Raw genomic sequence first — 25,486 nt, forward strand, 5'->3', positions numbered from 1 at the left:
TGATTACTCCGTGCCCGCAGGGTCGGCTTGCAGTTGGGTTTCGACTTCTACGGCAGGCTTGGCGTCAGGCTTGACCCACCAGGTGTTGATGCCGATGTCGTACTTGGGCGAGGTTTTCGGGTGGCCGATGTGGTTCCAGTAGGCCACGCGCCAGCTCTTGATGTGCCAGTTCGGCACCACGTAGTAGCCCCATTGCAGCACCCGGTCCAAGGCGCGAGCGTGGGCCACCAGACTTTTGCGCGAGTCGGCGTTGATCAGGCTTTCCACCAGTTGGTCGACGGTCGGGTCTTTCAGGCCCATGCTGTTGCGACTGCTCGGCTTGTCGGCGGCGGCGCTCATCCAGTACTCGCGCTGTTCGTTGCCCGGCGAGTTGGACTGCGGGAAGCTGCCGACCATCATGTCGAAGTCCCGCGAACGCACGCGGTTGATGTACTGCGAGACGTCAACGCGGCGGATCACCAGATCAATGCCGAGGTCGCTGAGGTTGCGCTTGAATGGCAGCAGCACGCGTTCGAATTCAGTCTGGGCGAGGAGGAATTCGATCACCACCGGTTTGCCGGTGGCGTCGACCATTTTGTCATCGACAATCTTCCAGCCGGCCTCTTGCAGCAGTTGATACGCCTCGCGCTGCTGGTTGCGGATCATGCCGCTGGCGTCGGTCTGCGGATTTTCGAAGGCTTCGCTGAACACCTGGGCCGGCAGTTTGCTGCGGAACGGTTCGAGGATCTTCCGTTGCTCGGCGTCGGGCAGGCCGGTGGCGGCCATTTCCGAGTTCTCGAAGTAGCTGCGAGTGCGCACGTAAGCGCCGTTGAACAACTGCTTGTTGGTCCATTCGAAATCGAACAGCAGCCCCAGCGCCTGACGCACGCGCACATCCTGGAACACCGGGCGGCGCAGGTTGAAGACGAAGCCCTGCATGCCGGTCGGGTTGCTGTTGGGGATCAGTTCCTTGATCAAACGGCCCTCGGTGACCGCCGGAACGTTATAGGCGCTGGCCCAGTTCTTCGCAGTCATCTCCAGCCAGTAGTCGAACTGCCCGGCTTTCAGCGCTTCGAGGGCGACGGTGTTGTCGCGGTAATAGTCGGTGGTCATCGTGTCGAAGTTGTAGAAGCCACGGTTGACCGGCAAGTCCTTGCCCCAGTAATCCTTGACCCGTTCGTAACGTACCGAACGGCCGGCCTTCACTTCGGTGACCTTGTACGGGCCGCTGCCCAATGGGATTTCCAGATTGCCCTTGTTGAAGTCGCGGCTGGCCCACCAGTGTTTTGGCAGGACCGGCAACTGGCCGAGGATCAGCGGCAGCTCGCGGTTGTTGCTGTGCTTGAACTTGAACAAGACTTTCAACGGGTCTTCGGCGATGGCTTCGGCGACGTCGTTGTAGTAGCCGCGAAACATCGGCGAGCCTTCCTTGGTCAACGTCTCGAAGCTGAACACCACGTCTTCGGCGCGCACCGGGTGGCCGTCGTGAAAGCGGGCCTCGGGGCGCAGGTAGAAACGCACCCAACTGTTGTCGTCGGCTTTTTCGATTTTGCTGGCGATCAGGCCGTATTCGGTAAACGGCTCGTCGAGGCTGTGTTTGGTCAGGGTGTCGTAGATCTGGCCGATGTCATCGGCCGGCACGCCTTTGTTGATGAACGGGTTGAGGCTGTCGAAGCCACCGAACCCGGCCTGACGAAACACGCCGCCCTTGGGCGCATCGGGATTCACGTAGTCGAAATGCTTGAAGTCGGCCGGGTATTTCGGCGGCTCGTTGTACAGGGTCACGGCGTGTTGCGGGGCGGCCCAGGCCAGCCCGGCGAACAGCAAGCCGCCGGCCTGCACGAGCAGGGTGCGAACAGCGTTCATCGATCTTTCTCCGAAGACTTCAGCCACCATGCGCTCAGGCCCAGGGTGTAGGGCGGCGTGGTGACAAAGGCCAACCGGTTGCGGTAGGCCAGACGGTGATAATTGAGGTACCAGTTGGGAATGCTGTAGTGCTGCCAGAGCAGCACGCGGTCGAGTGCCTTGCCGGCGGCGACCTGCTCGTCGCGGGTGCGCGCGGCGAGCAACTGTTCGAGCAGGTGATCGACCACGGGATTGGCGATGCCCGCGTAATTCTTGCTGCCCTTGACGTTCACCTGGCTGGAGTGGAAATACTGCCACTGCTCAAGGCCCGGGCTTAAGGTCTGGCCAAGGGTCATCGAGATCATGTCGAAATCGAATTGATCGAGGCGCTGCTTGTATTGCGCACGATCGACGGTGCGCAGGCGCGCGTCGATGCCGATGCTGTTGAGGTTCTCGATGTACGGCTGATAAAGACGCTCCAGGCTCGGATTGACCAGCAGCAGTTCGAAGCGCAGCGGTTGGCCATCAGCGTTCTGCAAGCGCTGGCCGTGGAGTTTCCAGCCGGCTTCGGCAAGCAGGGCGAGGGCCTTGCGCATGGTCTCGCGCGGAATGCCACGGCCGTCGGTTTTCGGCAGGGTGAACGGCTCGGTGAACAGCCTGGCCGGGAGCTGATCCTTGTACGGCTTGAGCATCAGCCATTCATGCCCGACCGGCAGGCCCGAGGCGGTGAATTCGCTGTTGGGGTAGTAACTGGTGGTGCGTTGATACGCATCACTGAACAACGCGCGGTTGGTCCATTCGAAGTCGAACATCAGGCCCAGCGCCTCGCGAGTCTTTACGTCCGAGAACGTCGCGCGGCGGGTGTTCATGAACAGGCCCTGAGTCTGGGTCGGGATCTGATGCGGGATCTGCGCCTTGATGACATCGCCACGCCGTACGGCGGGGAAGTTGTAACCATTGACCCAGTTCTTCGCCTGATGCTCGATGTAGATGTCGAACTCACCGGCCTTGAACGCTTCGAAGGCCACATCGCTGTCGCGGTAGAACTCGACTTCCATGCGATCGAAATTGTACTTGCCGCGATTGACCGGCAGGTCCTTGCCCCAGTAATCCTTGACCCGTTCGAAAATCAGCTGCCGCCCCGGCGTGACTGACGTGATGCGGTACGGCCCGCTGCCCAGCGGCGGCTCGAAGGTGGTGGCCTTGAAGTCACGGTCTTTCCAGTAATGCTGCGGCAGTACCGGCAGCTCGCCCAGGCGCAGGATCAACAGCGGGTTGCCCGAGCGCTTGAGCACGAAACGGATGCGCTGTTTGTTGAGGATGTCGACCCGCAGCACTTCCTGCAGGGCCGTGCGATACAGCGGATGACCGTCCTTGAGCAGCGTTCGATAGGAGAACGCCACGTCGTAGGCGGTTATCGGCGCGCCGTCGTGAAAGCGCGCTTCGGGGCGCAGATTGAAGACGACCCAGCTGCGATCTTCGCTGTACTCCACCGATTGCGCGATCAAACCGTAACTCGACGCCGGCTCGTCGCCGGACGGCGAGTACTGCCCGGTACCGACCATCAGCGGCTCGTTGAGCTCGTTGATGCCGTACTGAAGAAAATTGGCGGTGGTGACCGGGCTGGTGCCCTTGAAGGTGTACGGATTGACCGTATCGAAGGTGCCGAACGCCATCACCCGCAACGTACCGCCCTTGGGCGCTTGCGGGTTGACCCAGTCGAAGTGGGTAAATCTGGCCGGGTACTTGAGCGTGCCGAACTGCGCATAACCATGACTTTCGGTAATCGTCGCGCTTGCGGGTGAGCTCAAGGCCAGGCTGATCAGGAGCAGGGAGAGGGCACGCTTCAAGTCAGATCCGATCCAGCGGCTTGGGCTTTGTGGGCCGTACAGTAACAGCTTGTCTGGACAGGAAAAAGATGCGGGTTAATGCCGGGTTAATCGGTACACGATGTTGAGCTGATTTGTTTCTGTGGTGGGGGGTTATCTGTGGCGAGGGGATTTATCCCCGCTGGACTGCGCAGCAGTCCCCCTTCTTCAAGATGCAGAAAAAACGGGGCCGCTGCGCGCCCCAGCGGGGATAAATCCCCTCGCCACAGTGTTCCCGCCTGGCACAAAGCAATCGGCAATAAAAAGCCCCTGAATTCAGGGGCTCTTCAATCAGTGCGGCTGATAAACCGTGAGCATCTGCCCAGGCTTGAGTGCCTTGCCCGCACCCGGATTCCAGCGCTTTAGATGTTGCATCTCGACGTTGAAGCGCTTGGCCACCACATACAGGGTGTCGCCACGCTTGACCTTGTACTGGGTCTGCTGCTTGCTCTCGTCCTTGCCTTTGCTCTTGGTATTCGCCGCGACCACGGTGTTGACCCGGCCGGACTTGCGCGCCGGGGCACGCTTGGTGTTGTCCTGCATGACCAGGGTCTGGCCGACCTTGAGATTCTTGCCGGTCAGCTTGTTCCAGCGCTGCAGATCCTTGACTTCGACCTTGTTGGCCTTGGCGATGGAGCCGAGGTTGTCGCCACGCTTGACCCGATAAGCACGTTTGAGCTGCGCCACTTCCGACGGATCGGCGCCTTCGAACACCGGTTTCAGCGAGCGCGGGCTAATCAGTTCGTCCGGGCGCATGGTCTGCAGACTGGCGGTCAGCAGTTGCGCCTTGGACGTCGGCACCAGCAAGTGCTGCGGGCCGTCGATAGTGGTGCGCTGTTTGAAGGCCGGGTTGAGCTGGAACAGTTCGTCTTCATCGATATTGGCCACCGCAGCGACCTTGGACAGGTCCATGCGCTGGTTGATTTCGACAACCTGGAAGTACGGTTCGTTGGCGATCGGGTTGAGGTTGACGCCGTAGGCTTCCGGCGCCAGCACCACTTGCGACAGTGCCAGCAACTTCGGCACGTAGGCCTGGGTTTCCGCCGGCAGCGGCAGATTCCAGTAGTCGGTGGGCAGGCCGAGCTTTTCGTTGCGCTCGATCGCCCGGCTGACCGTACCTTCACCGGCGTTGTAGGCCGCCAGAGCCAGCAGCCAGTCGCCGTTGAACATGTCGTGCAGGCGAGTCAGGTAATCCATCGCTGCCGTGGTCGAGGCGGTGATGTCGCGACGACCGTCGTAGAAGCGGGTCTGGCGCAGATTGAAGTAACGCCCGGTGGACGGAATGAACTGCCACAGGCCCACCGCATCGGCGCGGGAGTAGGCCATCGGGTTGTAGGCGCTCTCGATCACTGGCAGCAGGGCCAGTTCCAGCGGCATGTTGCGTTCTTCGAGGCGTTCGACGATGTAATGAATGTAGAGACTGCCGCGTTCGCCGGCATTCTCGAGAAAAGAGGGATTACTGGCGAACCACAGGCGTTGTTGCTCGATGCGCGGATTGACGCCAAGGCCTTCCTGCAACTGAAAGCCCTGGCGCATGCGTTCCCAGATGTCCTGGGGCGCCACGGGAGTGGGCTTCTCTGTCAGCCAGATCGGCTTCTGCTTGGCTCGCGCAGCAATGTTCGGCGTGTGCGTCGCTTCAGTCTGCGGAGCGTGGCTGGAGCAACCCGCCAGCGTGGCGGACACAGCCACCGCGATGGCTTGCGCCAGGCGGGTCAAAGCATCTGAATTGACGGACTTACGTATGGATGACGACATTGGCTGGAAGTAAGTTCCGGGCAAAAATGTCGGGCGATTCTAGAAAGCGCACCCCCTGCGGTCAACCATTGAGAATTTTTGCCCCTGCCGACGCGGTCGTCAGAACGTGTCTTTCCATGCCCGCAGAGCCGCAAAAACCTCACTCGGCGCCCGGTTTTGATCGCCTTCCCGTTCGTCCACTTTTTGTGTAACCAATGTTTCAGAAGTGCGTAAAAACGGATTGGTGAGCTTTTCCAGAGCCAGAGTCGACGGCAGGGTCATCACGCCGTTCTGCCGTTGCTGAGTGACCTTTTCCAGACGGGCGGCAACATGCCGATTGCCAGGCTCGACGGCGGCGGCAAACTTCAGATTGCTCAAGGTGTATTCATGGGTGCAGTAGACCAGGGTATCTTCCGGCAGAGCCGCGAGCCGGCTGAGCGAGTGGTACATCTGCTCGGGCGTACCTTCGAACAGCCGGCCGCAACCGGCGGCGAACAGGGTATCGCCGCAGAACAGCAGGCCATGGTGGTAATAAGCAATATGTCCCAAAGTGTGACCGGGCACCGCGTAGACTGCGAAGTCCCAGCCGAGCACGCTGACGCTGTCGGTGTCTTTCAGCGCTACGTCGCGCGCCGGGATGCTTTCGCTGGCCGGGCCGTAGACCTTGGCGCCGGTCGCCGCTTTCAGGCGCTCGACACCGCCGACGTGGTCATGGTGATGGTGGGTGATCAGAATATCGCTGAGCACCCAGCCCGGATGGGCCTCGAGCCACGCCTGCACCGGGGCGGCATCGCCCGGATCGACCACCGCGCAGCGCTGGGTCTGATGATCCTGTAACAACCAGATGTAGTTGTCGGTGAACGCGGGCAGGGCACTGATCTGTATCATCGTCGGAATTCGCCAAGCGGAAAACATTGGCGCATCTTAGTAGTTCCTGGCGCGTTGGAGAATGACATGACCGATAAAGCGTTCGCTCAGGCCGATCCCGACTGGCTGGCATTGATCAGCGCCGCCCGCGAATGGCTGTCGGGGCCGCTCGGGCAATTTCTGCTGGATGAAGAGCGGCGCATGCTCGACGACGAGCTCGGCCGGTTCTTCGGCGGTTATCTGGTGCATTACGGCCCGTCCGCCGAAACCCCGCCGGCGGCGCCGCAAGTGCAGCGCAACGTGCGTCTTGGCGCGCCGTTGCCCGGGGTCGAGATCGTCTGCGAAGAGCAGGCCTGGCCGTTGAGCGAGCATGCCGCCGACGTGGTGGTGATGCAGCATGGCCTGGATTTCTGCCTGTCGCCCCACGGTTTGCTGCGTGAAGCGGCGAGCAGCGTGCGCCCCGGCGGGCATCTGCTGATCATCGGCATCAATCCCTGGAGCACCTGGGGCCTGCGGCATTTCTTCGCCAATGATGCCCTGCGCAAGGCGCGCTGCATCTCGCCGTCGCGGGTCGCCGACTGGCTCAATCTGCTCGGCTTTGCGCTGGAGAAACGCCGCTTCGGGTGCTATCGTCCGCCGCTCGCGTCGCCCACGTGGCAGCACCGTCTGGCTGGCTGGGAACGCAAGGCCGGTGACTGGCAGCTGTCCGGCGGTGGCTTCTATTTATTGGTGGCGCGCAAGATCGTGGTGGGGCTCCGGCCATTGCGCCAGGAACGCCGCGAGCCGATGGGCAAGCTGATTCCGCTGCCGATGGCCAAGGTCAACCGCCGCCGCATCGAACCGTAAACCCTCTTTTATTTGTGGCCGGGCTTGTCCCGGCCGCGGTCATTGTCGATCCGTGATTGGCAGGACAGGCATTTTTCTGGAAAGACTGGCATGAGCGAAAGCGTGGAAAGCGTCGACACCGTAGAACTGTTCACCGACGGCGCCTGCAAGGGCAACCCCGGGCCCGGCGGCTGGGGCGCGTTGCTGGTGTGCAAGGGTGTCGAAAAGGAACTGTGGGGCGGCGAGGCCAACACCACCAACAACCGCATGGAACTGCTCGGCGCGATCCGCGGCCTTGAAGCACTCAAGCGCCCCTGCGACGTGCTGCTGGTGACCGACTCGCAGTACGTGATGAAAGGCATCAACGAGTGGATGGCCAACTGGAAGAAGCGCGGCTGGAAGACGGCCGCGAAAGAGCCGGTGAAGAATGCCGATCTGTGGAAAGAGCTGGACGAGCAGGTCAATCGGCACAAAGTCACCTGGAAGTGGGTGCGCGGGCACATTGGCCATCACGGTAACGAGCGGGCTGACCAGTTGGCCAATCGTGGGGTGGATGAGGTTCGCGGTTACAAGCAGAGCTGATTTCGCTTTCTAATCGTGGCGTGGCCGTTCGCGAGCAGGCTCGCTCCACAAGGTTCGAGTCCAGCGTGTTAACATCCGCGCCTTTGCCCGATTGACCCGTTGAGAGCTGAGCACTGATGGCCACCAGATCCGTTGTACTCGATACCGAAACCACCGGCATGCCGGTGACCGATGGTCACCGGATCATTGAAATCGGTTGCGTCGAACTGATCGGTCGGCGCCTGACGGGCCGGCATTTCCACGTTTATCTGCAACCGGATCGCGAAAGCGACGAGGGTGCGATCGGTGTGCACGGCATCACCAACGAATTCCTGGTCGGCAAGCCGCGCTTTGCCGAAGTTGCCGACGAGTTCTTCGAGTTCATCAAAGGCGCGCAGCTGATCATCCATAACGCGGCGTTCGACGTTGGCTTCATCAACAACGAATTCGCTTTGATGGGCCAGCACGATCGCGCCGACATCACCCAGCATTGCACCATCCTCGACACCCTGATGATGGCCCGGGAACGTCACCCGGGGCAGCGCAACAGCCTCGATGCGTTGTGCAAGCGCTACGGCGTCGACAACTCCGGCCGTGAACTGCACGGCGCCTTGCTCGACTCGGAGATCCTTGCCGACGTCTACCTGACCATGACCGGCGGCCAGACCAGCCTGTCGCTGGCCGGCAACGCCTCCGACGGCAATGGTACGGGCGAGGGCGCGGACAACTCAGCCACGGAAATCCGTCGTCTGCCGGTCGATCGCCAGCCAGCGCGCATCATCCGTGCGACCGAAGAAGAACTGGCGGCGCATCTGGTGCGGCTGGAGATCATCGCCAAATCGGCGGGGGCGCCGGCGTTGTGGACGCAGATTGCCGAGGCTGATGCGCAGGTCTGAAGATCAAGATCAAAAGATCGCAGCCTTCGGCAGCTCCTACGGGGATTGCATTCCATAGTAGGGACCAGGAAGGCAGCGATTTTTTGCGTTTGGCGACATGGAGCCAAGTTGCCACTCTCGCCACATTCGCTGCAACCCACTACCCTGAGTGCACTGGTCAGGTGCAAACCTGCCGCCTCAGGACACTGAGCCTCATGTATAAAGAGTTGAAATTCACGCTGGCGATCATCCATCGCGACAACAAGGTCGACTCTGTCGGCTGCGTCAAGGAATGAGGACTTTTCCCAGTATGCAACCGGTCATGAATCCGAAATACCCAGGGTTGTCGGTGCGCGTCGCCGATGAAGGTTTCGCGCCGTATATCTGGGGCAGTGACTTCAGTTTCGAGGTCGCCGCCTATGGTGCTGCCGCGATCGGCAAACCGGTCGAGCAGTGGCCGGTGACGCCGATCGTGCCGTACCGCAAGTGCTATGGCATCGATCCGGAAGAGTTCAGCGCCTTTCACAACGCGCCCGACAGCGCGATTTTCATGGCGTATCTGGACGACGAGCCGGTCGGCCACCTGGTGATCAGCACCAACTGGAACGGCTTTGCCCACATCGATGAACTGGCGGTGCATGCCCCGGCCCGGCGCCATGGCGTGGCCAAGGCGTTGCTTGATGTGGCGCAGTTCTGGAGTCGCAAGAAAAAGCTGCCGGGCATCATGCTCGAAACCCAGAACAACAACCTCGGCGCCTGTCGTCTGTATGAGCGTTGCGGTTATGTGATCGGCGGCATCGACCAGTTGCGCTATCGCGGCATTGATGCGCACACCGCCGAGGTCGCCCTGTTCTGGTATCGCCTGTTCGACAATCCGCTGGAAAAACCACTCAGCTCGACAACATCGCCTCGGCTTGTTCCGTGACGATGGCCAGCAGTGCCTGAATCGCCGCCGACGGCGTGGCATGTTTGAAGGTCAGCGCGTAGAGGTTGATCGGCACTGCCGGTGAGAGCGGGCAGGCGTCAAGCCCACTGGTGCGAGCGCCCAACGCGGTGAAGGGGTCGACGATGGCCAGACCTTCGCCGGCCTCGACCATGCTGCGCATCATCTGATGGGTCTGCACACGGGTCTGAATGCTTGGCGCCGGACGCAAGGCCTGGAGCTTGTTTTCCAGCGCCGGGCTGAGCGGGTCCTGACCTTCGAGACCGACCATGGCCTGACCGGCCAGGTCTGCCAGGGATATGTATTTCTGCTTGGGTTGCAGCCAGCCGTGAGGAGCGAGCAATTGCAGCTTGCCCTGGGCCAGCGATTGGCAGTGGATATCGGGGTGTTCGGGGTCGTGCAGGCTCAGGCCCAGATCGCTTTCACGCAATAACAGGCTGCGGACGATATCGCGAGTCGGCGCGCTGAGCAGGCTGCAAGGTGCGTCGGGCAAGCGTCGGCGCAGGGTCGCAAGGCTTTGTGGCAGTAATTGCTGGGCCAGCGGCGGGGTGCCGATGATGCGCAAGGGCGGGGCGAGGTACTGCTTGAGGCTGCTGGCCAGCCGCTGCACTGGCTCCAGCGCCTCATAAACGTGCGCGATTTCCACTTGCAGGGCGCGCGCTTCGGGGGTCGATTGCAAACGCCCGCGAACGCTGGCAAACAGCATGAACCCCAGCTGACTCTCGGCTTCGCGCAAACGCTCTTCGACCTCGGTCACCGGCAATTGCAGCCATTCGGCGGCGGTGCCCAGGTGACCGGTCTGCAAGAGCGCCTGAATCACTTCGATGTGGCGTAAACGCATGCGTGAAGTCCATGTTCAGCAGGTGGGGTCAGACGCTGAATCCTACCCCAAGTCCGCTCGCATGACTTCTGCTCATAACGCCGGGTTATTGAGCGACAGTTGGCTCAGGTTCACGGATCAGGGTAATGCCTGATTGAACCAGGAGAAACTCGCTGTCACTGACCTTATTGACCCGATCGCCAATGGCCAGTCTGTAAATGGGCTCCGAGCCAGTGGATCCGTCTGCAGACGGGTTCGATTCCTGGAATTCATGCACGGAATAAACGCGGCCTTCCGCATCTCTTGCATGAAACTGACCGACGAGTACTGCTGCCATCTGCTTAGAACCTCTGGAGATAAAACGCTTGATTTGCGGCTTTGTAGACCGTCATCAAGCTTGGTAAGTTTTCCTGCAGGAAAAAAATATTCCCCGCGCAGGAAAAACCAATGACCACTGGTGAAAGCGTCACTGGATCATCTATAACTAGCGACTCTTCCCACGGACCATCGAGAGTCTTCCATGAGCAATGTCTACAACGTCGCCGTAGTGGTCGGTAGCCTGCGTAAAGCATCGATCAATCGCAAAGTTGCACTGGCCCTCGCCGAACTGGCACCGGCCAATCTCAAGCTCGAGATTGTCGAAATCGGTGAACTGCCGCTGTACAACGAAGACATCGACGGCGATTCTCCGCCCGCAGCCTACAGCACTTTCCGTCAGAAAGTGGCGTCATCCGACGCGGTGCTGTTTGTCACCCCCGAATACAACCGTTCGATCCCGGCGCCGTTGAAGAACGCCATCGACGTCGGTTCGCGCCCTTATGGCCAGAGCGCGTGGAGCGGCAAGCCTGGCGCGGTGATCAGCGTATCCCCAGGCGCCATCGGCGGCTTCGGCGCGAACCAGCACCTGCGCCAGACCTTCGTTTTCCTCGATATTCACTGCCTGCAACAGCCGGAAGCGTATCTGGGCGGTGCAGGCAACGCGTTTGATGAAGCGGGCAAGCTGAGCGACTCGGTGAAACCGTTCCTGCAGAAATTCATCGATGCGTACGGCCAGTTCGTCGAGCAACACAAGAAATAACCGCGTACACAAAAACCTGTGGGAGCGAGCTTGCTCGCGAAGGCGTCGTCAGCCGTTGCAAAATTGCTGATTGACCTACCGCTTTCGCGAGCAAGCTCGCTCCCACATTTTGATCTTCAATCCATTTTCGATAGTTGAAGGCTTCTGCGAATGCTCGCTGCGTCACTGATTTTCCTGCTGACCATCACCCTCGTCATCTGGCAACCCAAAGGCCTCGGCGTCGGCTGGAGTGCAACGCTGGGCGCTGTGCTGGCGTTGATCTTTGGCGTCGTCCACCTCACCGATATCCCGCTGGTCTGGCAGATCATCTGGAACGCGACCGGCACCTTCGTAGCGCTCATCATCATCAGCCTGTTGCTCGACGAAGCTGGCTTCTTCAATTGGGCGGCGCTGCACGTGGCGCGTTGGGGGCGGGGCAGTGGGCGCAAGCTGTTTGCCTTCATGGTGCTGCTCGGTGCGCTGGTCTCGGCGCTATTCGCCAATGACGGTGCTGCACTGATTCTTACGCCCATCGTGATTTCCATGCTGCTGGCGCTGCGGTTCTCACCAGCGGCGACGCTGGCCTTTGTCATGGGTGCCGGGTTCATTGCCGACACGGCGAGCCTGCCGCTGGTGGTTTCAAACCTGGTCAACATCGTTTCGGCGGACTTTTTCCACATCGGCTTCAACCGCTATGCCGCGGTGATGGTGCCGGTCAATTTCGTCAGCGTGGCGGCGACGTTGGGCATGTTGATGTGGTTCTTTCGCCGCGATATTCCAGCGGCTTACGACCCGGAACAATTGGAAAATCCGCAAACCGCGATCCACGACAAGGCCACGTTCTACGCCGGTTGGGTGGTGCTGGTGATCCTCTTGATCGGCTGCTTCGCCCTCGAGCCGCTGGGCATTCCGATCAGCGCGATCTCGGCAGTGTGCGCCGCGCTGCTGCTGGGCATTGCCGCGCGGGGCCACAAGATCTCCACGCGCAAGGTCATGAAAGAGGCGCCGTGGCAGATCGTGATTTTCTCGCTGGGCATGTACCTGGTGGTGTATGGCTTGCGCAATGCCGGGCTCACCAGTTACCTCGCCGGTTGGCTGGACGTGTTCGCCGGCCACGGCGTGTGGGGCGCGGCCATGGGCACCGGTGTACTGACCGCGTTGCTGTCGTCGATCATGAACAATTTGCCGACGGTCCTGATCGGATTGCTGTCGATCGATGCCAGCCAGGCCAGCGGGGTGATCAAGGAAGCAATGATCTACGCCAACGTCATCGGCAGCGACCTGGGGCCGAAGATCACTCCGATCGGCAGTCTGGCGACCTTGCTGTGGCTGCATGTGCTGGAGCGCAAGGGCATTCACATTGGCTGGGGCTATTACTTCCGCGTCGGGATTGTGCTGACGGTGCCGGTGTTGCTGGTGACGTTGGCGGCTTTGGCGGTGCGGCTTTCGCTTTAGACCGGGGTGGGCCCCTTCGCTGGCAAGCCAGCTCCCACAGGATTTGTATTCACCGCGAAACCTGTGGGAGCTGGCTTGCCAGCGAAGGGGCCAGTTCAGGCACCACAAATCTCAGGTTTGGCCGGGGACATTCGGCCAAAGATCCGCCACCAGAAACAGGCGCTCCGCCTCTTCCCATTCGCCCTGGGCATTCTCGGTCAGGCGCACCATCAACTGCGCCGGGGCCAACGCTGGCAGGTCTTCGAGCCACAAACGCAGATGCTCATCCGCCCAGACCTGATCCGCCGGATAATGCGCCGGCGCCAGCCAGGCGTGGCGGGGCAGGGGTTGCCAGCGGCCCGGCGGGCGTTGCGCGACAAACGCCGGCCAGTCTTTCTGATGCAGCCAACTGCCACGCAAATGTTGCGGATGCGCGCCGTGCGGTGAATCGGCCTGCCCGGGCCACGGATAGAGTAGATAACCGCCCAGCCACAATTGCGCGCTGAACGTCTCGATATCCAGCGCGGCGAGCACTTCGCGGCTCTCCGGGCGCGCCGAGATCGGCAATTGATGCTCGGCCAGATGCGCCAGTTTGCGATCCAGCCGGTCATGACAACCCGGCCCCAGCCACTGCGCCGGATCGCGGCCATCGCCATCCTGCGGGCCAAGGTAGAGCTTGATCGCCAATTCCAGGTGATGCACACCGTCGCGGTCACGCAGCAGCATGTCGAGTTCGCCGAGGGTGTGCCCGGCGCGGCGGATCGGCAGGTTGGCGGCGATCAATTCGATGCCCGGCGCATGCTCCACAGCGAACTGCCACAGACGCTCGTAATACAGGCCCAGACGCCGGGTGCGCGCCTGCGCCAGCCATTGCAGCAGGCCGTAACTGTCGTGGTCGAGCTGGCGCAGCCAGTGTTCGAGACGCTGCGGGTCATGTACCCAATCGCTGCCGGCCAGCGGATGGCGCTGCGGCCACGGCGTGGCGGCGAGCATCGGCGGTGCGAGGATGACCCACGCCAGGTCCCGCACTTCGGGATGGCGTAATTGATGAGGCAACTGCAACAGGTCGGGAAAGAGGATCATCTTGCGAGCATAGCCTTAAACCTGAGCCCGCCCTTGAGGCTGAAAGGATTTTGTCTATCTGGCGCTTTCGCCCATAATCGGGTTTTCGCGTTTTCGATTGTCCGCAGAGGTCCCATGGAGCAATTTCGTAATATCGGCATCATCGGTCGCCTGGGCAGTTCCCAGGTGCTGGATACCGTCCGCCGACTGAAACGCTTTCTGCTCGACCGTCACCTGCATGTGATCCTCGAAGACACCATCGCTGAAGTCCTGCCCGGCCACGGCCTGCAAACCTCGTCGCGCAAGATGCTCGGCGAAGTCTGCGACATGGTCATAGTCGTCGGTGGTGACGGCAGCCTGCTCGGCGCCGCGCGGGCGCTGGCCAAACACAATATTCCGGTGCTGGGCATCAACCGTGGCAGCCTCGGCTTCCTCACCGATATTCGCCCGGACGAGCTGGAAATCAAGGTCGCCGAAGTGCTCGACGGCCACTATCTGGTGGAAAACCGCTTCCTGCTGCAAGCCGAAGTGCGTCGCCATGGCGAGGCCATCGGGCAGGGCGATGCGCTCAACGACGTGGTGCTGCACCCGGGCAAATCGACGCGGATGATCGAGTTCGAGCTGTACATCGATGGCCAGTTTGTCTGCAGCCAGAAGGCCGACGGCCTGATCGTCGCCACGCCGACCGGCTCCACTGCCTACGCCTTGTCTGCCGGCGGGCCGATCATGCATCCCAAGCTCGACGCTATTGTGATTGTGCCGATGTACCCCCATACCTTGTCGGGACGGCCGATCGTGGTCGATGGCAACAGTGAGCTGAAAATCGTCGTGTCCAAAGATATGCAGATCTACCCGCAGGTGTCCTGCGACGGCCAGAACCATTTCACCTGCGCACCGGGCGACACCATTACCGTGAGCAAGAAAGCGCAGAAGCTGCGCCTGATTCATCCTCTCGATCACAATTACTACGAGGTGTGCCGCACCAAGCTTGGCTGGGGCAGCAAGCTGGGGGGCGGAGGCGACTGATGCTCGATCCCGCGCGCAGTTACGACCTGATCGGTGACGTGCACGGATGCGCTCTGACCCTCGAACACTTGCTGGACCGTCTCGGTTATCACAAGCAGGCCGGGGTCTGGCGCCATCCTTCACGCATGGCGGTGTTCGTCGGCGACATCATCGACCGCGGCCCGCGCATTCGCGAGGCGCTGCACATCGTCCACGACATGGTCGAGGCGGGTCAGGCGCTGTGCATCATGGGCAACCATGAATTCAACGCGCTCGGCTGGGTCACCCCGGCACCACCGGGCAGCGGCAAGCAGTTCGTGCGCGAACACACCAAGCGCCACGCGCGGCTGTTGCAGGAAACCCTCACTCAATTTGAAGACCATCCCGGCGACTGGCATGACTTCCAGCAATGGTTCTATGAACTGCCGCTGTTCGTCGATGCCGGTCGTTTCCGCGTCGTCCACGCCTGCTGGGATGCCGGACTGATCGAGCCGTTGCGAGCGTTGTTTCCTAATGGCTGCGTCGATGAGCACTTCCTCCAGGCCTCGGCGGTTCCGGGCAGTTTTGCCTGCACTGTGTTCGACCGCTTGCTGCGCGGCACCGACATGCGTTTGCCGGGCGGCTTGACCATGACCAGCGGCGACGGTCTGGTGCGTTCATTCTTTCGCACCAAATTCTGGGAAGACGACCCGAAAACCTACGGCGACATCGTCTTCCAGCCCGATGCGTTGCCAGAACCTGTCGCGCAGACGCCGCTGACTTCGACCGAGAAGAATTCCCTGCTGCGCTATGGCGTCGACGAGCCGTTGCTGTTCGTCGGCCATTACTGGCGCAGCGGCAAACCGGCGCCGATCCGCCCGAACCTCGCGTGCCTGGATTACAGCGCGGTGCTCTACGGCAAACTGGTGGCCTATCGTCTGGACCAGGAAACGCGCCTGGATCCGCAAAAATTCGTCTGGGTCGATGTCGAGCGGCCGGAGGTGCTGCAATGAGTGCGGTAGCGGTATTGCGCCTGCCGTTGGCGGTGGATTTGAGCGGTTTCGTCAAACTGTTGCAGCGCATGCAAGTGCCCCATCGGGTCAGCGAAGAGGCGGGCGAGCAGGTGTTGTGGGCGCCGGAGGAAATCAGCGAGGACGTGCGTTCGCTGTACGAGCGCTTCCCGGCTGGCGACCCGGAACAGCAACTGGATATTCCTGTAGGCCAGACCTTCAAACGGCCAGGCTTCGGCGAACAGCTGAAACACGCCAAAGCCACTGGGTTCATTCTGCTGTTGAGCCTGATCGTCGCTGGCCTGACCTTTCTCGGCGAAAACCTCGAGACACTGCGCTGGCTGACCTTCCTCGATTTCCGCGTGATCGGCGAGTACATCCACTTCACGCCGCTGGCCGACAGTCTGGCGGCAGGGCAGTGGTGGCGGCTGGTCACGCCGATGCTGATCCACTTCGGCATTCTCCATCTGGCCATGAACGGCATGTGGTACTGGGAACTGGGGCGGCGCATCGAGTCGCGTCAGGGCAGCATCAACCTGATTGGCCTGACGCTGCTGTTCAGTCTGGTGTCCAACTACGCGCAGTTCGTCTGGAGCGGCCCGAGCCTGTTCGGCGGTCTGTCCGGCGTGCTTTACGGCTTGCTCGGGCATTGCTGGATCTTCCAGCTGCTGGCACCGAATCCGGCCTATCGCCTGCCGCGCGGCGTGCTGGTAATGATGCTGGTGTGGCTGGTGGTGTGCATGTCCGGGCTGATCTCGCTGATCGGTTTCGGCCAGATCGCCAATGCCGCGCACCTGAGCGGGTTACTCATCGGATGCCTCACTGGTTTGTTGGGCGGTTTGTATAACCGCCGTAAACTGGCCGTCTAACATTTTTGTTTCAGTAAAGAGCACGGAGATCCTGATGTCCTCTTTCAACGACATGATCAACAACATCACCCCGGACATCTACGAAAGCCTGAAACTGGCCGTGGAGATCGGTAAATGGTCCGACGGCAACAAACTCACTGCCGAACAGCGCGAGCTGTCGTTGCAGGCGATGATCGCCTGGGAAATCCAGAACCTGCCTGAAGACCAGCGCACCGGTTACATGGGCCCGCAAGAATGTGCGTCGAAGTCGATCGAAGTGCCGAACATCCTGTTCAAGTCGGATGCCATCCATTGATCGAGATTGGCCGCGGTGCAATCAGCAAAATGTCGGCGCGTCTGGACGGGTCGAACGTGCAGTACGCGTTTCGTCTGGATGACGTCGAGGTGCCGGTCAACCCGTTGATCGGCAGCACGCTGCGTCTGGAATTTTTGGGAGCAATTCATTGCACCCATTGCGGGCGCAGGACCAAAACCAGTTTCAGTCAGGGTTATTGCTACCCGTGCATGACCAAACTGGCGCAGTGCGACCTGTGCATCATGAGTCCGGAGCGTTGCCACTTCGACGCCGGCACCTGCCGTGATCCGGTGTGGGGCCAGCAGTTCTGCATGACTGATCATGTGGTCTACCTGGCCAACTCGTCGGGGATCAAGGTCGGTATCACCCGTGCCACGCAGCTGCCGACCCGCTGGCTGGATCAGGGTGCAAGTCAGGCGCTGCCGATCATGCGCGTATCCACACGCCAGCAATCGGGGTTTGTCGAGGACCTGTTCCGCAGTCAGGTGGCGGACAAGACCAACTGGCGCGCCCTGCTCAAGGGCGATGCTGCAGCGGTGGATCTGGCGCAGGTGCGCGATCAATTGTTCGAAAGCTGCGCCGAAGGCCTGCAAGGCTTGCAGGAGCGATTCGGCCTACAGGCGATTCAGACGATTGCCGATGTAGAACCGCTGGAAATCCGCTATCCCGTCGAGCAATACCCGGCGAAAATCGTCAGCTTCAACCTGGACAAGAACCCGATTGCCGAAGGCACGCTGCTGGGGATCAAGGGCCAGTACCTGATCTTCGACACCGGCGTGATCAACATTCGTAAATACACGGCCTATCAGCTTGCCGTGCATCAATAAGGATTCCAGCATGCGCACCGAACAACCGAAGATGATTTACCTCAAGGACTATCAGGCGCCCGAGTACCTGATTGACGAAACCCACCTGACCTTCGAGTTGTTCGAGGACCACAGCCTGGTTCACGCGCAACTGGTGATGCGCCGCAACCCGGAGCGCGGCGCCGGCCTGCCGCCGCTGGTGCTCGACGGCCAGCAACTGGAGCTGCTCTCGGTAACGCTGGCGGACCGGGAGCTGAGCGCTGCTGACTATCAAGTCTCGGACAGTCACCTGACCCTGCAGCCGACCAGTGAAACCTTCACCCTCGACACCAGCGTACGCATCCACCCGGAAACCAATACCGCGCTGGAAGGCCTGTACAAGTCCGGCACGATGTTCTGCACCCAGTGCGAAGCCGAAGGCTTTCGCAAGATCACCTATTACCTCGACCGCCCGGACGTGATGAGCAAGTTCACCACCACGGTGGTGGCCGAACAGCACAGCTACCCGGTACTGCTCTCCAACGGTAACCCGATCGCTTCCGGCCCCGGCGAAGACGGCCGGCACTGGGCGACCTGGGAAGACCCGTTCAAGAAACCGGCGTACCTGTTCGCGCTGGTCGCCGGTGATCTGTGGTGCGTCGAAGACACCTTCACCACCATGAGCCAGCGCAACGTCGCGCTGCGCATTTATGTCGAGCCGGAAAACATCGACAAGTGCCAGCACGCGATGAACAGCCTGAAGAAATCCATGCGCTGGGACGAAGAGGTCTACGGTCGCGAGTACGATCTGGACATCTTCATGATCGTCGCGGTCAACGATTTCAACATGGGCGCGATGGAGAACAAGGGCCTCAACATCTTCAACTCCAGCGCCGTGCTGGCCCGCGCCGAAACCGCCACCGACGCCGCGCACCAGCGGGTCGAGGCGATCGTCGCCCACGAATATTTCCACAACTGGTCGGGCAACCGCGTGACCTGCCGCGACTGGTTCCAGCTGTCGCTCAAGGAAGGTTTCACGGTGTTCCGCGATGCCGGTTTCTCCTCGGACATGAACTCGGCGACGGTCAAGCGCATTCAGGACGTGGCGTACCTGCGTACCCACCAGTTCGCCGAAGATGCCGGGCCGATGGCCCATGCCGTGCGCCCGGACAGCTTCATCGAGATTTCCAACTTCTACACCCTGACCGTGTACGAAAAGGGCTCGGAAGTGGTCGGCATGATCCACACCTTGCTCGGTGCCGAGGGCTTCCGTAAGGGCAGCGATCTGTACTTCGAACGCCACGACGGCCAGGCCGTGACCTGTGACGATTTCGTCAAGGCCATGGAAGATGCCAATGGCGTCGACCTCAGTCAGTTCAAGCGCTGGTACAGTCAGGCCGGCACACCGCGTCTGGCCGTCAGCGAGTCCTACGACGCTGCCGCAAAAACCTACAGCCTGACCTTCCGCCAGAGCTGCCCGCTGACCCCGGACAAAGTAGAAAAACTGCCATTCGTGATTCCGGTCGAGCTCGGCCTGCTCGACAGCCAGGGCAACGAAATTGCTCTGCGTCTGGCCGGTGAAGCCTCGGCGCAAGGCACCGCCCGAGTGATCTCGGTGACCGAAGCCGAGCAGACCTTCACTTTCGTCGACATTAACGAGCAACCGCTGCCATCGCTGCTGCGCGGCTTCTCGGCGCCGGTGAAACTGAGCTTCCCGTACAACCGCGATCAACTGATGTTCCTGATGCAGCACGACAGCGACGGCTTCAACCGCTGGGATGCCGGTCAGCAGTTGTCGGTGCAAGTGCTACAAGAGTTGATTGGCCAGCATCAGAAAGGCGAGAGTCTGAAGCTCGATCCGCGTCTGGTGTCGGCGCTGCGCACGGTGCTGTCCGACGACTCGCTGGATCAGGCGATGGTTGCCGAAATGCTCTCGCTGCCGGGGGAGGCCTATCTCACTGAGATCAGCGAGGTGGCTGACGTCGAGGCGATTCATGTCGCTCGCGAGTTCGCCCGCAAGCAACTCGCCGAAGGCTTGTTCGAAGCGCTGTGGCTGCGTTATCAGGCCAATCGCGATCTGTCGAAAAAGACTCCGTACGTGGCCGAGGCCGAGCACTTCGCCCGGCGCGCCTTGCAGAACATTGCCCTGTCGTACCTGATGCTCAGCGGCAAGCCGGAAGTGCTGGCGGCGGCGCTGGAGCAGTTCGAGACCGCCGACAACATGACCGAGCGCCTGACTGCGCTGGCGGTGCTGGTCAATTCGCCGTTCGAAGAGCAGAAGGCTTTGGCTTTGGCCAGCTTCGCCGAGCACTTCAAGGACAATCCGCTGGTCATGGATCAGTGGTTCAGCGTGCAGGCCGGCAGCACCTTGCCGGGCGGTTTGGAGCGGGTGAAGGCGTTGATGCAGCACCCGGCGTTCAACATCAAGAACCCGAACAAGGTGCGGGCATTGATCGGCGCGTTCGCCGGGCAGAACCTGATCAACTTCCACGCGGCGGACGGTTCCGGTTATCGCTTCCTTGCCGATCTGGTGATCGAACTGAACGGCTTCAACCCGCAGATCGCCTCGCGCCAACTGGCCCCGCTGACCCGCTGGCGCAAATACAACAGCGCGCGCCAGGCACTGATGAAGGCCGAGCTGGAGCGGATTCTGGCGTCCGGAGCGTTGTCCAGCGACGTGTATGAAGTGGTAAGCAAAAGCCTGGCGTAACGCCGATCAACTCCTGGGCGTTTGATTGATCGTTCCCATGCTCTGCGTGGGAATGCCTCTCCCGACGCTCTGCGTCGGCTTTGGGACGCAGAGCGTCCCTTGCTGCATTCCTTTGCTGCGCGTGGGAACGATCAACAAAAAAAATGCCGCTCAACGAGCGGCATTTTCATTGACACAAAAAACAGCTATTTGCGCAGATCAAACCGATCCAGATTCATCACCTTCGTCCATGCCTTGACGAAATCATTGACGAACTGCGTCTTCGCATCGGCGCTGGCATACACCTCGGCCAAGGCGCGCAATTGCGCATTTGAGCCGAACACCAGATCCACTCGCGTCGCCGTCCATTTCGCCGCCCCGGTCTTGCGGTCACGTCCCTCGAACTCATCGGCATCCCGTGACGTCGGCGTCCATTCCACGCCCATGTCCAGCAGGTGGGTGAAGAAGTCATTGCTCAGCGTATCGGTTTTATCGGTGAACACGCCATGCCGCGTCTGCCCGACGTTGGTGTTCAACACCCGCAGACCACCCAACAGCACGGTCATTTCCGGTGCCGTGAGAGTCAGCAACTGCGCCTTGTCGATCAGCAGTGTTTCCGCCGCAACCGTGTATTTGCCTTTGCTGTAATTGCGGAAGCCATCGGCGATCGGTTCGAGGAAGCCGAACGATTCGACATCGGTTTGCTCCTGCGAAGCATCGACGCGGCCCGGTGAGAACGGCACCGACACTGAGTGCCCGGCGTTCTGCGCGGCTTTTTCCACCCCGGCATTGCCGGCCAGGACGATCAGGTCTGCCAGCGAGATCTTCTTGCCATTGGCAGCCGAACCGTTGAACTCGTTCTGGATGCCTTCCAGCGTGCTCAGCACCTTGTCCAATTGCTCGGGCTGGTTGGCCTGCCAGAACTTCTGCGGGGCCAGACGCAAGCGACCACCGTTGGCGCCGCCGCGCTTGTCCGAGCCACGAAAGGTCGACGCTGCCGCCCACGCCGTCGAGACCAGTTGTGACACCGACAATCCCGAAGCCAGCACCTTGTTTTTCAGCGCCGTGGCGTCGCTGTCATCGATCAGCGCGTGCGTCACGTCGGGCAGCGGGTCTTGCCAGAGCAATTCCTCTTTCGGCAATTCCGGGCCGAGGTAGCGGGAGAGCGGACCCATGTCGCGATGGATCAGCTTGTACCAGGCGCGGGCGAACGCGTCGGCGAGTTGATCAGGATTAGCCAGGAAGCGCCGGGAGATCTGTTCATAGGCAGGATCGAAACGCAGCGCCAGATCGGAGGTCAGCATGGTCGGCGAGAGCTTCTTGTTCGGATCGTGAGCGTGGGGAACGGTGCCCGCACCGGCGCCGTTTTTCGGTTGCCACTGATTGGCGCCCGCCGGACTTTTGCTCAGCTCCCATTCGAAGCCGAACAGGTTTTCCAGATAATTGTTGCTCCAATGCGTGGGCGTCGTGGTCCAGGTGACTTCCAGGCCACTGGTGATGGTGTCGGCGCCTTTGCCGGTGCCGAAGGCATTTTTCCAGCCCAGACCTTGCTGCTCCAGACCGGCCGCTTCCGGCTCTGGACCGACATTGTCGGCAGGGCCGGCGCCGTGGGTCTTGCCGAAGGCATGGCCGCCGGCGATCAGCGCGACGGTTTCTTCATCGTTCATGGCCATGCGACCGAAGGTTTCGCGGATGTCCTTGGCCGAGGCCACAGGGTCCGGGTTGCCTTCAGGGCCTTCCGGGTTCACATAGATCAGGCCCATCTGCACGGCGGCGAGGGGATTTTCCAGATTGCGTTCGCCCTGATCGGTGCGGCTTTCTTCGCGGCCATGCAGATCGGGCTCAGCCACCAGCGTGCCGTCGCCGGGCTCCTGCACCGGACCATTGCTCTTGCCGTAACGGTTGTCGCCGCCCAGCCATTCGGTTTCCGAACCCCAGTACACATCTTCATCCGGTTCCCAGACATCGGCACGGCCACCGGAAAAACCGAAGGTCTTGAAGCCCATCGACTCCAACGCGACGTTGCCGGTGAGCACGATCAGGTCGGCCCAGGAAATATTGCGTCCGTATTTCTGCTTGATCGGCCACAGCAGGCGGCGGGCTTTGTCGAGGCTGACGTTATCTGGCCAGCTGTTGAGCGGCGCAAAGCGTTGCTGACCGGAGCCGGCGCCGCCACGGCCATCGGCGGTGCGATAGGTCCCGGCGCTGTGCCAGGCCATGCGCACGAACAACGGGCCGTAATGGCCGAAGTCTGCCGGCCACCAGTCCTGAGAATCAGTCATCAGCGCTTTGATGTCTTGTTTCAGGGCTTGAAAGTCGAGGCTTTTGAAGGCTTTGGCGTAGTCGAAGTCCTGGCCCAGCGGATCGGACTTAGGTGAGTGCTGGCTGAGGATTTTCAGATTGAGTTGATTCGGCCACCAGTCACGGTTCGTTGTACCGCCGCCGGCGGCGTGGTTGAACGGGCATTTCGATTCGTTTGCCATGTTCGTATCCCTATCAGGTCTGCGGCCGGCTCGTGCCGACTTCGGACTGGTAAGGCTAGACCCGAGTTGGCAAGTCGGCTAATAGCCCGACTGTTGGAAGCCGATAGGCAAACTCTTTCACCGCAACTCCTTCAGGGATTAGCTGGATTGCGCGGTTTCGTCATCAGGAACGTCATCAAGAATGTCATCCTGCCCCGGCAGTTCAGTGATCACGCTGAAGTCCGACACTTCAACCGCGCCATTGCCATAGCCCAGCAAATGAAACGAGAAGGCCTTGCGCGGCTGCGGGTTTTCAAAGCTGAAGTCCAACTCCAGTGGCTGGTCCGCCGTGGCGACCATTTCCGTAGGCAGGCCCAGTTGCACGTCCTGTTCGAATTGCTTGGCCTTGAGCTGAATGTACGCCGCCTGCTGCGGATCAACCGAGCGCACGGTCAGGCGCACGCGGGTGTGCGAGCCTTTGGGCATTTCCAGGTATTGCGCGCCGATCAGGTTGTCGGCCCAGTCATCCTTGATCTGTGCTTGCAGTGGGATGATGTTGTTGCTGCCGAACTGATAGCGATGGTTGAGCGGCGTGCGCAGCAGGGACAGGTCGAGGGCATCGGCGCGCGCGGCAATCTGTCGGGCCGGATGGCCGCTGTAGGTGCCTTTGTAAGTGGCGCTTTCGGCGATGAAGCCGGCGCTTTGGTAGTAGCGGCAGCGGCGCGGCAGGTCGCATTCAGAAAAGATGCCCTGACCGTTGTGGTAGCGCAGTTTGCCATTGGTGAACGACATGATTTCGCGCCCGGAATCGTAGTCGCGAAACAACGACCGACCGCTCAGCGCAGTCGGCACCGGCAGGTCGAAATAGTCGAGGATCGAGGTGCTCAGATCGACGTGGCCATAAACCCCGGCATTCAGCCGCGGCAGTTGCGCCTGTTCCGGCGCCAGCGTCAGGTTGAAACCCCATGACGAGGCCAGACGTACACCGTCGATGCCGTGGGATTCATCCGAGGTGATCACCACCAGCGTGTCGTTGAGAACGCCCTGGCGCTCGAGCCCCGAGAGAAAATGATCCAGCGCATCGTCCAGATAACCGACAGCGGCCTGCTTCGGCGTTTCATAACGTTGCAGGTAATCCTCCGGTGCGGAGTAGGGCTGGTGGGTGCCGACCGTCAGCAGCGTGAGCATCCATGGCTGCTTGTGCTTTTTCAGTTGGCCGACGTAATCCAGCGCGCCTTCGAAAAACGCCTTGTCATCCTTGCCCCAGGGGAATTCCAGATAGTTGCTGTTGCTGAACCATTCCAGACCGTGGGTCGCATCAAAACCGATGTGCGGCATGATCTTGTCTTTGGCCATGAAGCGCAGGCCGGCGCCCTGTAAATAGTGGGTGCTGAAGCCGTGTTCGCGCAGCTGCGCCGGCAGGCAGGCCTGATTGCGTTCGGTGAGGGTGAGCATTTCCACGCCTTTGGGCGTGCCATTGTTGAGCTTGTCGTAGTCACCACAGAGCATGGCGTACAGACCGCGAATGGTCTGGTGGGTGTGCAGCACGTAATCCGGGGTGTTCATGCCGCGCTCGGCCCAGCGGCTCAGGTTGGGCATCAGGTCTTCTTGATAGTGACTGCCGATCGCCTCACGGTTGGCGCGAATGTAGGCACCGGGAATGCCCTCCAGCACGATGATCAACACGTTGCGCGCCTGGCCGGGCGCGGCGAGCAATTTCTGGCCATTGAGGTCGACGTCGGTGAGTCCAGCCATCGCGGGTGTGGGTTCTTCGATATCGCCGTCCAGCCATTCTTCGGCCTGGATCTGCAGGTCGGCGACTTCGCTGGCGAGCAATTGATGCGGCAGGTTGTACAGGCGCCAGGCATCGCCGTCGTTCGGCCACAGGTTTTGCGTGCCCCAATGTGCGGCGAACAACACGATTGGCGCGACCCAGACAGAGCGAGGCAGAGCAGGGCGAGACAAGCCGCGACCAACAAACTGAGTCACCAGCCAGAAAACCAGCGCGCCCAACAAAGCAATGGTCAGGGCAGGGTGCGCAAGTCCGCCGCCGGTGGAATTCTCGACGAACTGCGGGTCAATCAGGTAGTGAATATCCGAAGGCGTCGGCAGGCGGCCGACGGCGCTGACCAGTTCTGCCGTGGCGATCGCCAACAGTGCCCAGAACACCAGCACTGGCAAGGCCAGCCACCACGCGCGACGATGCAGTGCCACGACCAGCAGACTGCCGACGGCCAGGTCCGAGAGAAAGCCCAGCGGTGTTGACCAGCCCAACGCCGCGCGCAGGCACACGGGCACGATCAGTACCAGAACGATCAGGGAAAGGAGGCGGGCATTCGGCCGCCGTAGCCAGTTAAAAAGTGAGCTCACAAAAAAAGGCCTGCGTGTCATGAAAGGGTCAAGAAACTGTGGGCGATGATACCAAGGGTAGGAACGCTGATCGGTTTTTTTGACCCGCGACTGGCGATTCGTGAAAGACCGCGTGCCTAGACCGGGCGGGGCTTCTGGACGTTTTGCGGCTT

At 60.9% G+C, this 25,486-nt stretch carries 21 protein-coding genes; 12 read left to right on the forward strand and 9 right to left on the reverse strand.

Going from position 1 to position 25,486, the window contains the following annotated elements; genetic code table 11:
- Window positions 1-3: 3 nt before the first annotated feature.
- The 4 genes from ACMYUN_RS25440 to gloB form a co-directional block, all read right to left on the reverse strand.
- Complete coding sequence (locus tag ACMYUN_RS25440; RefSeq protein WP_415762117.1) at window positions 4-1,845, reverse strand: extracellular solute-binding protein; 1,842 nt, start codon at window positions 1,843-1,845, stop codon at window positions 4-6.
- Complete coding sequence (locus ACMYUN_RS25445; RefSeq protein WP_130000051.1) at window positions 1,842-3,674, reverse strand: extracellular solute-binding protein; 1,833 nt, start codon at window positions 3,672-3,674, stop codon at window positions 1,842-1,844. The genes ACMYUN_RS25440 and ACMYUN_RS25445 overlap by 4 nt, the downstream gene beginning before the upstream one ends.
- A 309-nt stretch (window positions 3,675-3,983) precedes the next feature.
- A complete protein-coding gene (locus ACMYUN_RS25450) occupies window positions 3,984-5,447 on the reverse strand; it encodes a transglycosylase SLT domain-containing protein (protein WP_039763240.1) in 1,464 nt (487 codons plus the stop codon).
- Window positions 5,448-5,546: 99 nt separating this feature from the next.
- The gene (gene gloB, locus ACMYUN_RS25455) at window positions 5,547-6,314 is read right to left on the reverse strand and encodes a hydroxyacylglutathione hydrolase (protein ID WP_415762118.1); all 768 of its coding nucleotides are present in this window, start codon (window positions 6,312-6,314) and stop codon (window positions 5,547-5,549) included.
- A gap of 66 nt (window positions 6,315-6,380) precedes the next feature.
- Between gloB and ACMYUN_RS25460 the strand changes: the two genes are divergently transcribed.
- From ACMYUN_RS25460 to ACMYUN_RS25475, 4 genes are all read left to right on the forward strand, one after another.
- Entirely contained in the window at window positions 6,381-7,139 is a 759-nt protein-coding gene (locus tag ACMYUN_RS25460; RefSeq protein WP_039763239.1) for a class I SAM-dependent methyltransferase, read from the forward strand.
- A 90-nt stretch (window positions 7,140-7,229) separates the two neighbouring features.
- Window positions 7,230-7,700: a ribonuclease HI gene (rnhA, locus tag ACMYUN_RS25465; protein ID WP_123441684.1), complete on the forward strand. Its 471-nt coding sequence runs from the start codon at window positions 7,230-7,232 to the stop codon at window positions 7,698-7,700.
- A gap of 116 nt (window positions 7,701-7,816) precedes the next feature.
- On the forward strand, window positions 7,817-8,575 hold the full coding sequence (gene dnaQ, locus ACMYUN_RS25470) for a DNA polymerase III subunit epsilon (RefSeq protein ID WP_039763238.1): 759 nt from the start codon (window positions 7,817-7,819) through the stop codon (window positions 8,573-8,575).
- 289 nt (window positions 8,576-8,864) lie between these two features.
- Window positions 8,865-9,479, forward strand: a complete 615-nt coding sequence (locus ACMYUN_RS25475; RefSeq protein ID WP_039763237.1) for a GNAT family N-acetyltransferase — start codon at window positions 8,865-8,867, stop codon at window positions 9,477-9,479.
- On the opposite strand, the gene ACMYUN_RS25480 is transcribed toward ACMYUN_RS25475, so the two are convergent.
- Both ACMYUN_RS25480 and ACMYUN_RS25485 read right to left on the reverse strand, forming a co-directional pair.
- Window positions 9,445-10,338, reverse strand: a complete 894-nt coding sequence (locus ACMYUN_RS25480) for a LysR substrate-binding domain-containing protein (RefSeq protein ID WP_130000049.1) — start codon at window positions 10,336-10,338, stop codon at window positions 9,445-9,447. The genes ACMYUN_RS25475 and ACMYUN_RS25480 overlap by 35 nt on opposite strands.
- Window positions 10,339-10,423: 85 nt before the next feature.
- Window positions 10,424-10,654 carry a hypothetical protein gene (locus tag ACMYUN_RS25485; RefSeq protein WP_016774209.1) on the reverse strand — a complete coding sequence of 77 codons (231 nt, stop codon included), beginning with the start codon at window positions 10,652-10,654 and terminating at the stop codon, window positions 10,424-10,426.
- A gap of 183 nt (window positions 10,655-10,837) precedes the next feature.
- Here ACMYUN_RS25485 and ACMYUN_RS25490 point away from each other — a divergent pair, with 183 nt between their 5' ends.
- Window positions 10,838-11,395 (forward strand): NADPH-dependent FMN reductase, encoded by a 558-nt coding sequence (locus ACMYUN_RS25490; protein WP_039763234.1) that lies wholly within the window; start codon window positions 10,838-10,840, stop codon window positions 11,393-11,395.
- Window positions 11,396-11,545: 150 nt separating this feature from the next.
- On the forward strand, window positions 11,546-12,829 hold the full coding sequence (locus tag ACMYUN_RS25495) for an arsenic transporter (RefSeq protein WP_415762119.1): 1,284 nt from the start codon (window positions 11,546-11,548) through the stop codon (window positions 12,827-12,829).
- A 111-nt stretch (window positions 12,830-12,940) separates the two neighbouring features.
- On the opposite strand, the gene ACMYUN_RS25500 is transcribed toward ACMYUN_RS25495, so the two are convergent.
- Window positions 12,941-13,891, reverse strand: coding sequence for a DUF1853 family protein (locus ACMYUN_RS25500; RefSeq protein ID WP_130000047.1), 951 nt, complete (start codon window positions 13,889-13,891; stop codon window positions 12,941-12,943).
- Between the two features lie 114 nt (window positions 13,892-14,005).
- Between ACMYUN_RS25500 and ACMYUN_RS25505 the strand changes: the two genes are divergently transcribed.
- From ACMYUN_RS25505 to pepN, 6 genes are read left to right on the forward strand one after another with little or no spacing between them, the layout of a single operon-like run.
- The gene (locus ACMYUN_RS25505) at window positions 14,006-14,896 is read left to right on the forward strand and encodes an NAD(+) kinase (protein WP_016774212.1); all 891 of its coding nucleotides are present in this window, start codon (window positions 14,006-14,008) and stop codon (window positions 14,894-14,896) included.
- Window positions 14,896-15,867: a metallophosphoesterase gene (locus ACMYUN_RS25510; RefSeq protein WP_415762120.1), complete on the forward strand. Its 972-nt coding sequence runs from the start codon at window positions 14,896-14,898 to the stop codon at window positions 15,865-15,867. Before ACMYUN_RS25505 ends, ACMYUN_RS25510 begins: the two co-directional genes overlap by 1 nt.
- Entirely contained in the window at window positions 15,864-16,733 is an 870-nt protein-coding gene (locus ACMYUN_RS25515) for a rhomboid family intramembrane serine protease (RefSeq protein WP_415762121.1), read from the forward strand. Before ACMYUN_RS25510 ends, ACMYUN_RS25515 begins: the two co-directional genes overlap by 4 nt.
- Window positions 16,734-16,767: 34 nt before the next feature.
- On the forward strand, window positions 16,768-17,028 hold the full coding sequence (locus ACMYUN_RS25520; protein WP_016774215.1) for a YeaC family protein: 261 nt from the start codon (window positions 16,768-16,770) through the stop codon (window positions 17,026-17,028).
- Window positions 17,025-17,855, forward strand: coding sequence for a DUF2797 domain-containing protein (locus ACMYUN_RS25525; protein WP_415762122.1), 831 nt, complete (start codon window positions 17,025-17,027; stop codon window positions 17,853-17,855). Before ACMYUN_RS25520 ends, ACMYUN_RS25525 begins: the two co-directional genes overlap by 4 nt.
- A gap of 10 nt (window positions 17,856-17,865) precedes the next feature.
- Window positions 17,866-20,523 carry an aminopeptidase N gene (gene pepN, locus ACMYUN_RS25530; RefSeq protein ID WP_415762123.1) on the forward strand — a complete coding sequence of 886 codons (2,658 nt, stop codon included), beginning with the start codon at window positions 17,866-17,868 and terminating at the stop codon, window positions 20,521-20,523.
- A gap of 185 nt (window positions 20,524-20,708) precedes the next feature.
- Here the strand turns inward: pepN and katG are convergent, their stop codons facing one another.
- A complete protein-coding gene (gene katG / locus ACMYUN_RS25535; RefSeq protein ID WP_415762124.1) occupies window positions 20,709-22,985 on the reverse strand; it encodes a catalase/peroxidase HPI in 2,277 nt (758 codons plus the stop codon).
- A 138-nt stretch (window positions 22,986-23,123) separates the two neighbouring features.
- Window positions 23,124-25,334, reverse strand: coding sequence for an LTA synthase family protein (locus ACMYUN_RS25540; protein WP_415762125.1), 2,211 nt, complete (start codon window positions 25,332-25,334; stop codon window positions 23,124-23,126).
- Window positions 25,335-25,486: the final 152 nt, after the last annotated feature.

Origin of the sequence: Pseudomonas sp. CP4, from assembly GCF_047758505.1 — a bacterium.
Classification (GTDB): domain Bacteria; phylum Pseudomonadota; class Gammaproteobacteria; order Pseudomonadales; family Pseudomonadaceae; genus Aquipseudomonas; species Aquipseudomonas fluorescens_AO.

Excerpts from the sequence above, each read along its gene's own strand:
- ACMYUN_RS25440 (WP_415762117.1), bottom strand. The coding sequence starts at position 1,845 with ATGAACGCTGTTCGCACCCTGCTCGTGCAGGCCGGCGGCTTGCTGTTC.
- ACMYUN_RS25450 (WP_039763240.1), bottom strand. The coding sequence starts at position 5,447 with ATGTCGTCATCCATACGTAAGTCCGTCAATTCAGATGCTTTGACCCGC.
- gloB (WP_415762118.1), bottom strand. The coding sequence starts at position 6,314 with ATGATACAGATCAGTGCCCTGCCCGCGTTCACCGACAACTACATCTGG.
- ACMYUN_RS25460 (WP_039763239.1), top strand. The coding sequence starts at position 6,381 with ATGACCGATAAAGCGTTCGCTCAGGCCGATCCCGACTGGCTGGCATTG.
- rnhA (WP_123441684.1), top strand. The coding sequence starts at position 7,230 with ATGAGCGAAAGCGTGGAAAGCGTCGACACCGTAGAACTGTTCACCGAC.
- dnaQ (WP_039763238.1), top strand. The coding sequence starts at position 7,817 with ATGGCCACCAGATCCGTTGTACTCGATACCGAAACCACCGGCATGCCG.
- ACMYUN_RS25475 (WP_039763237.1), top strand. The coding sequence starts at position 8,865 with ATGCAACCGGTCATGAATCCGAAATACCCAGGGTTGTCGGTGCGCGTC.
- ACMYUN_RS25480 (WP_130000049.1), bottom strand. The coding sequence starts at position 10,338 with ATGCGTTTACGCCACATCGAAGTGATTCAGGCGCTCTTGCAGACCGGT.
- ACMYUN_RS25485 (WP_016774209.1), bottom strand. The coding sequence starts at position 10,654 with ATGGCAGCAGTACTCGTCGGTCAGTTTCATGCAAGAGATGCGGAAGGC.
- ACMYUN_RS25490 (WP_039763234.1), top strand. The coding sequence starts at position 10,838 with ATGAGCAATGTCTACAACGTCGCCGTAGTGGTCGGTAGCCTGCGTAAA.
- ACMYUN_RS25495 (WP_415762119.1), top strand. The coding sequence starts at position 11,546 with ATGCTCGCTGCGTCACTGATTTTCCTGCTGACCATCACCCTCGTCATC.
- ACMYUN_RS25500 (WP_130000047.1), bottom strand. The coding sequence starts at position 13,891 with ATGATCCTCTTTCCCGACCTGTTGCAGTTGCCTCATCAATTACGCCAT.
- ACMYUN_RS25505 (WP_016774212.1), top strand. The coding sequence starts at position 14,006 with ATGGAGCAATTTCGTAATATCGGCATCATCGGTCGCCTGGGCAGTTCC.
- ACMYUN_RS25510 (WP_415762120.1), top strand. The coding sequence starts at position 14,896 with ATGCTCGATCCCGCGCGCAGTTACGACCTGATCGGTGACGTGCACGGA.
- ACMYUN_RS25515 (WP_415762121.1), top strand. The coding sequence starts at position 15,864 with ATGAGTGCGGTAGCGGTATTGCGCCTGCCGTTGGCGGTGGATTTGAGC.
- ACMYUN_RS25520 (WP_016774215.1), top strand. The coding sequence starts at position 16,768 with ATGTCCTCTTTCAACGACATGATCAACAACATCACCCCGGACATCTAC.
- pepN (WP_415762123.1), top strand. The coding sequence starts at position 17,866 with ATGCGCACCGAACAACCGAAGATGATTTACCTCAAGGACTATCAGGCG.
- katG (WP_415762124.1), bottom strand. The coding sequence starts at position 22,985 with ATGGCAAACGAATCGAAATGCCCGTTCAACCACGCCGCCGGCGGCGGT.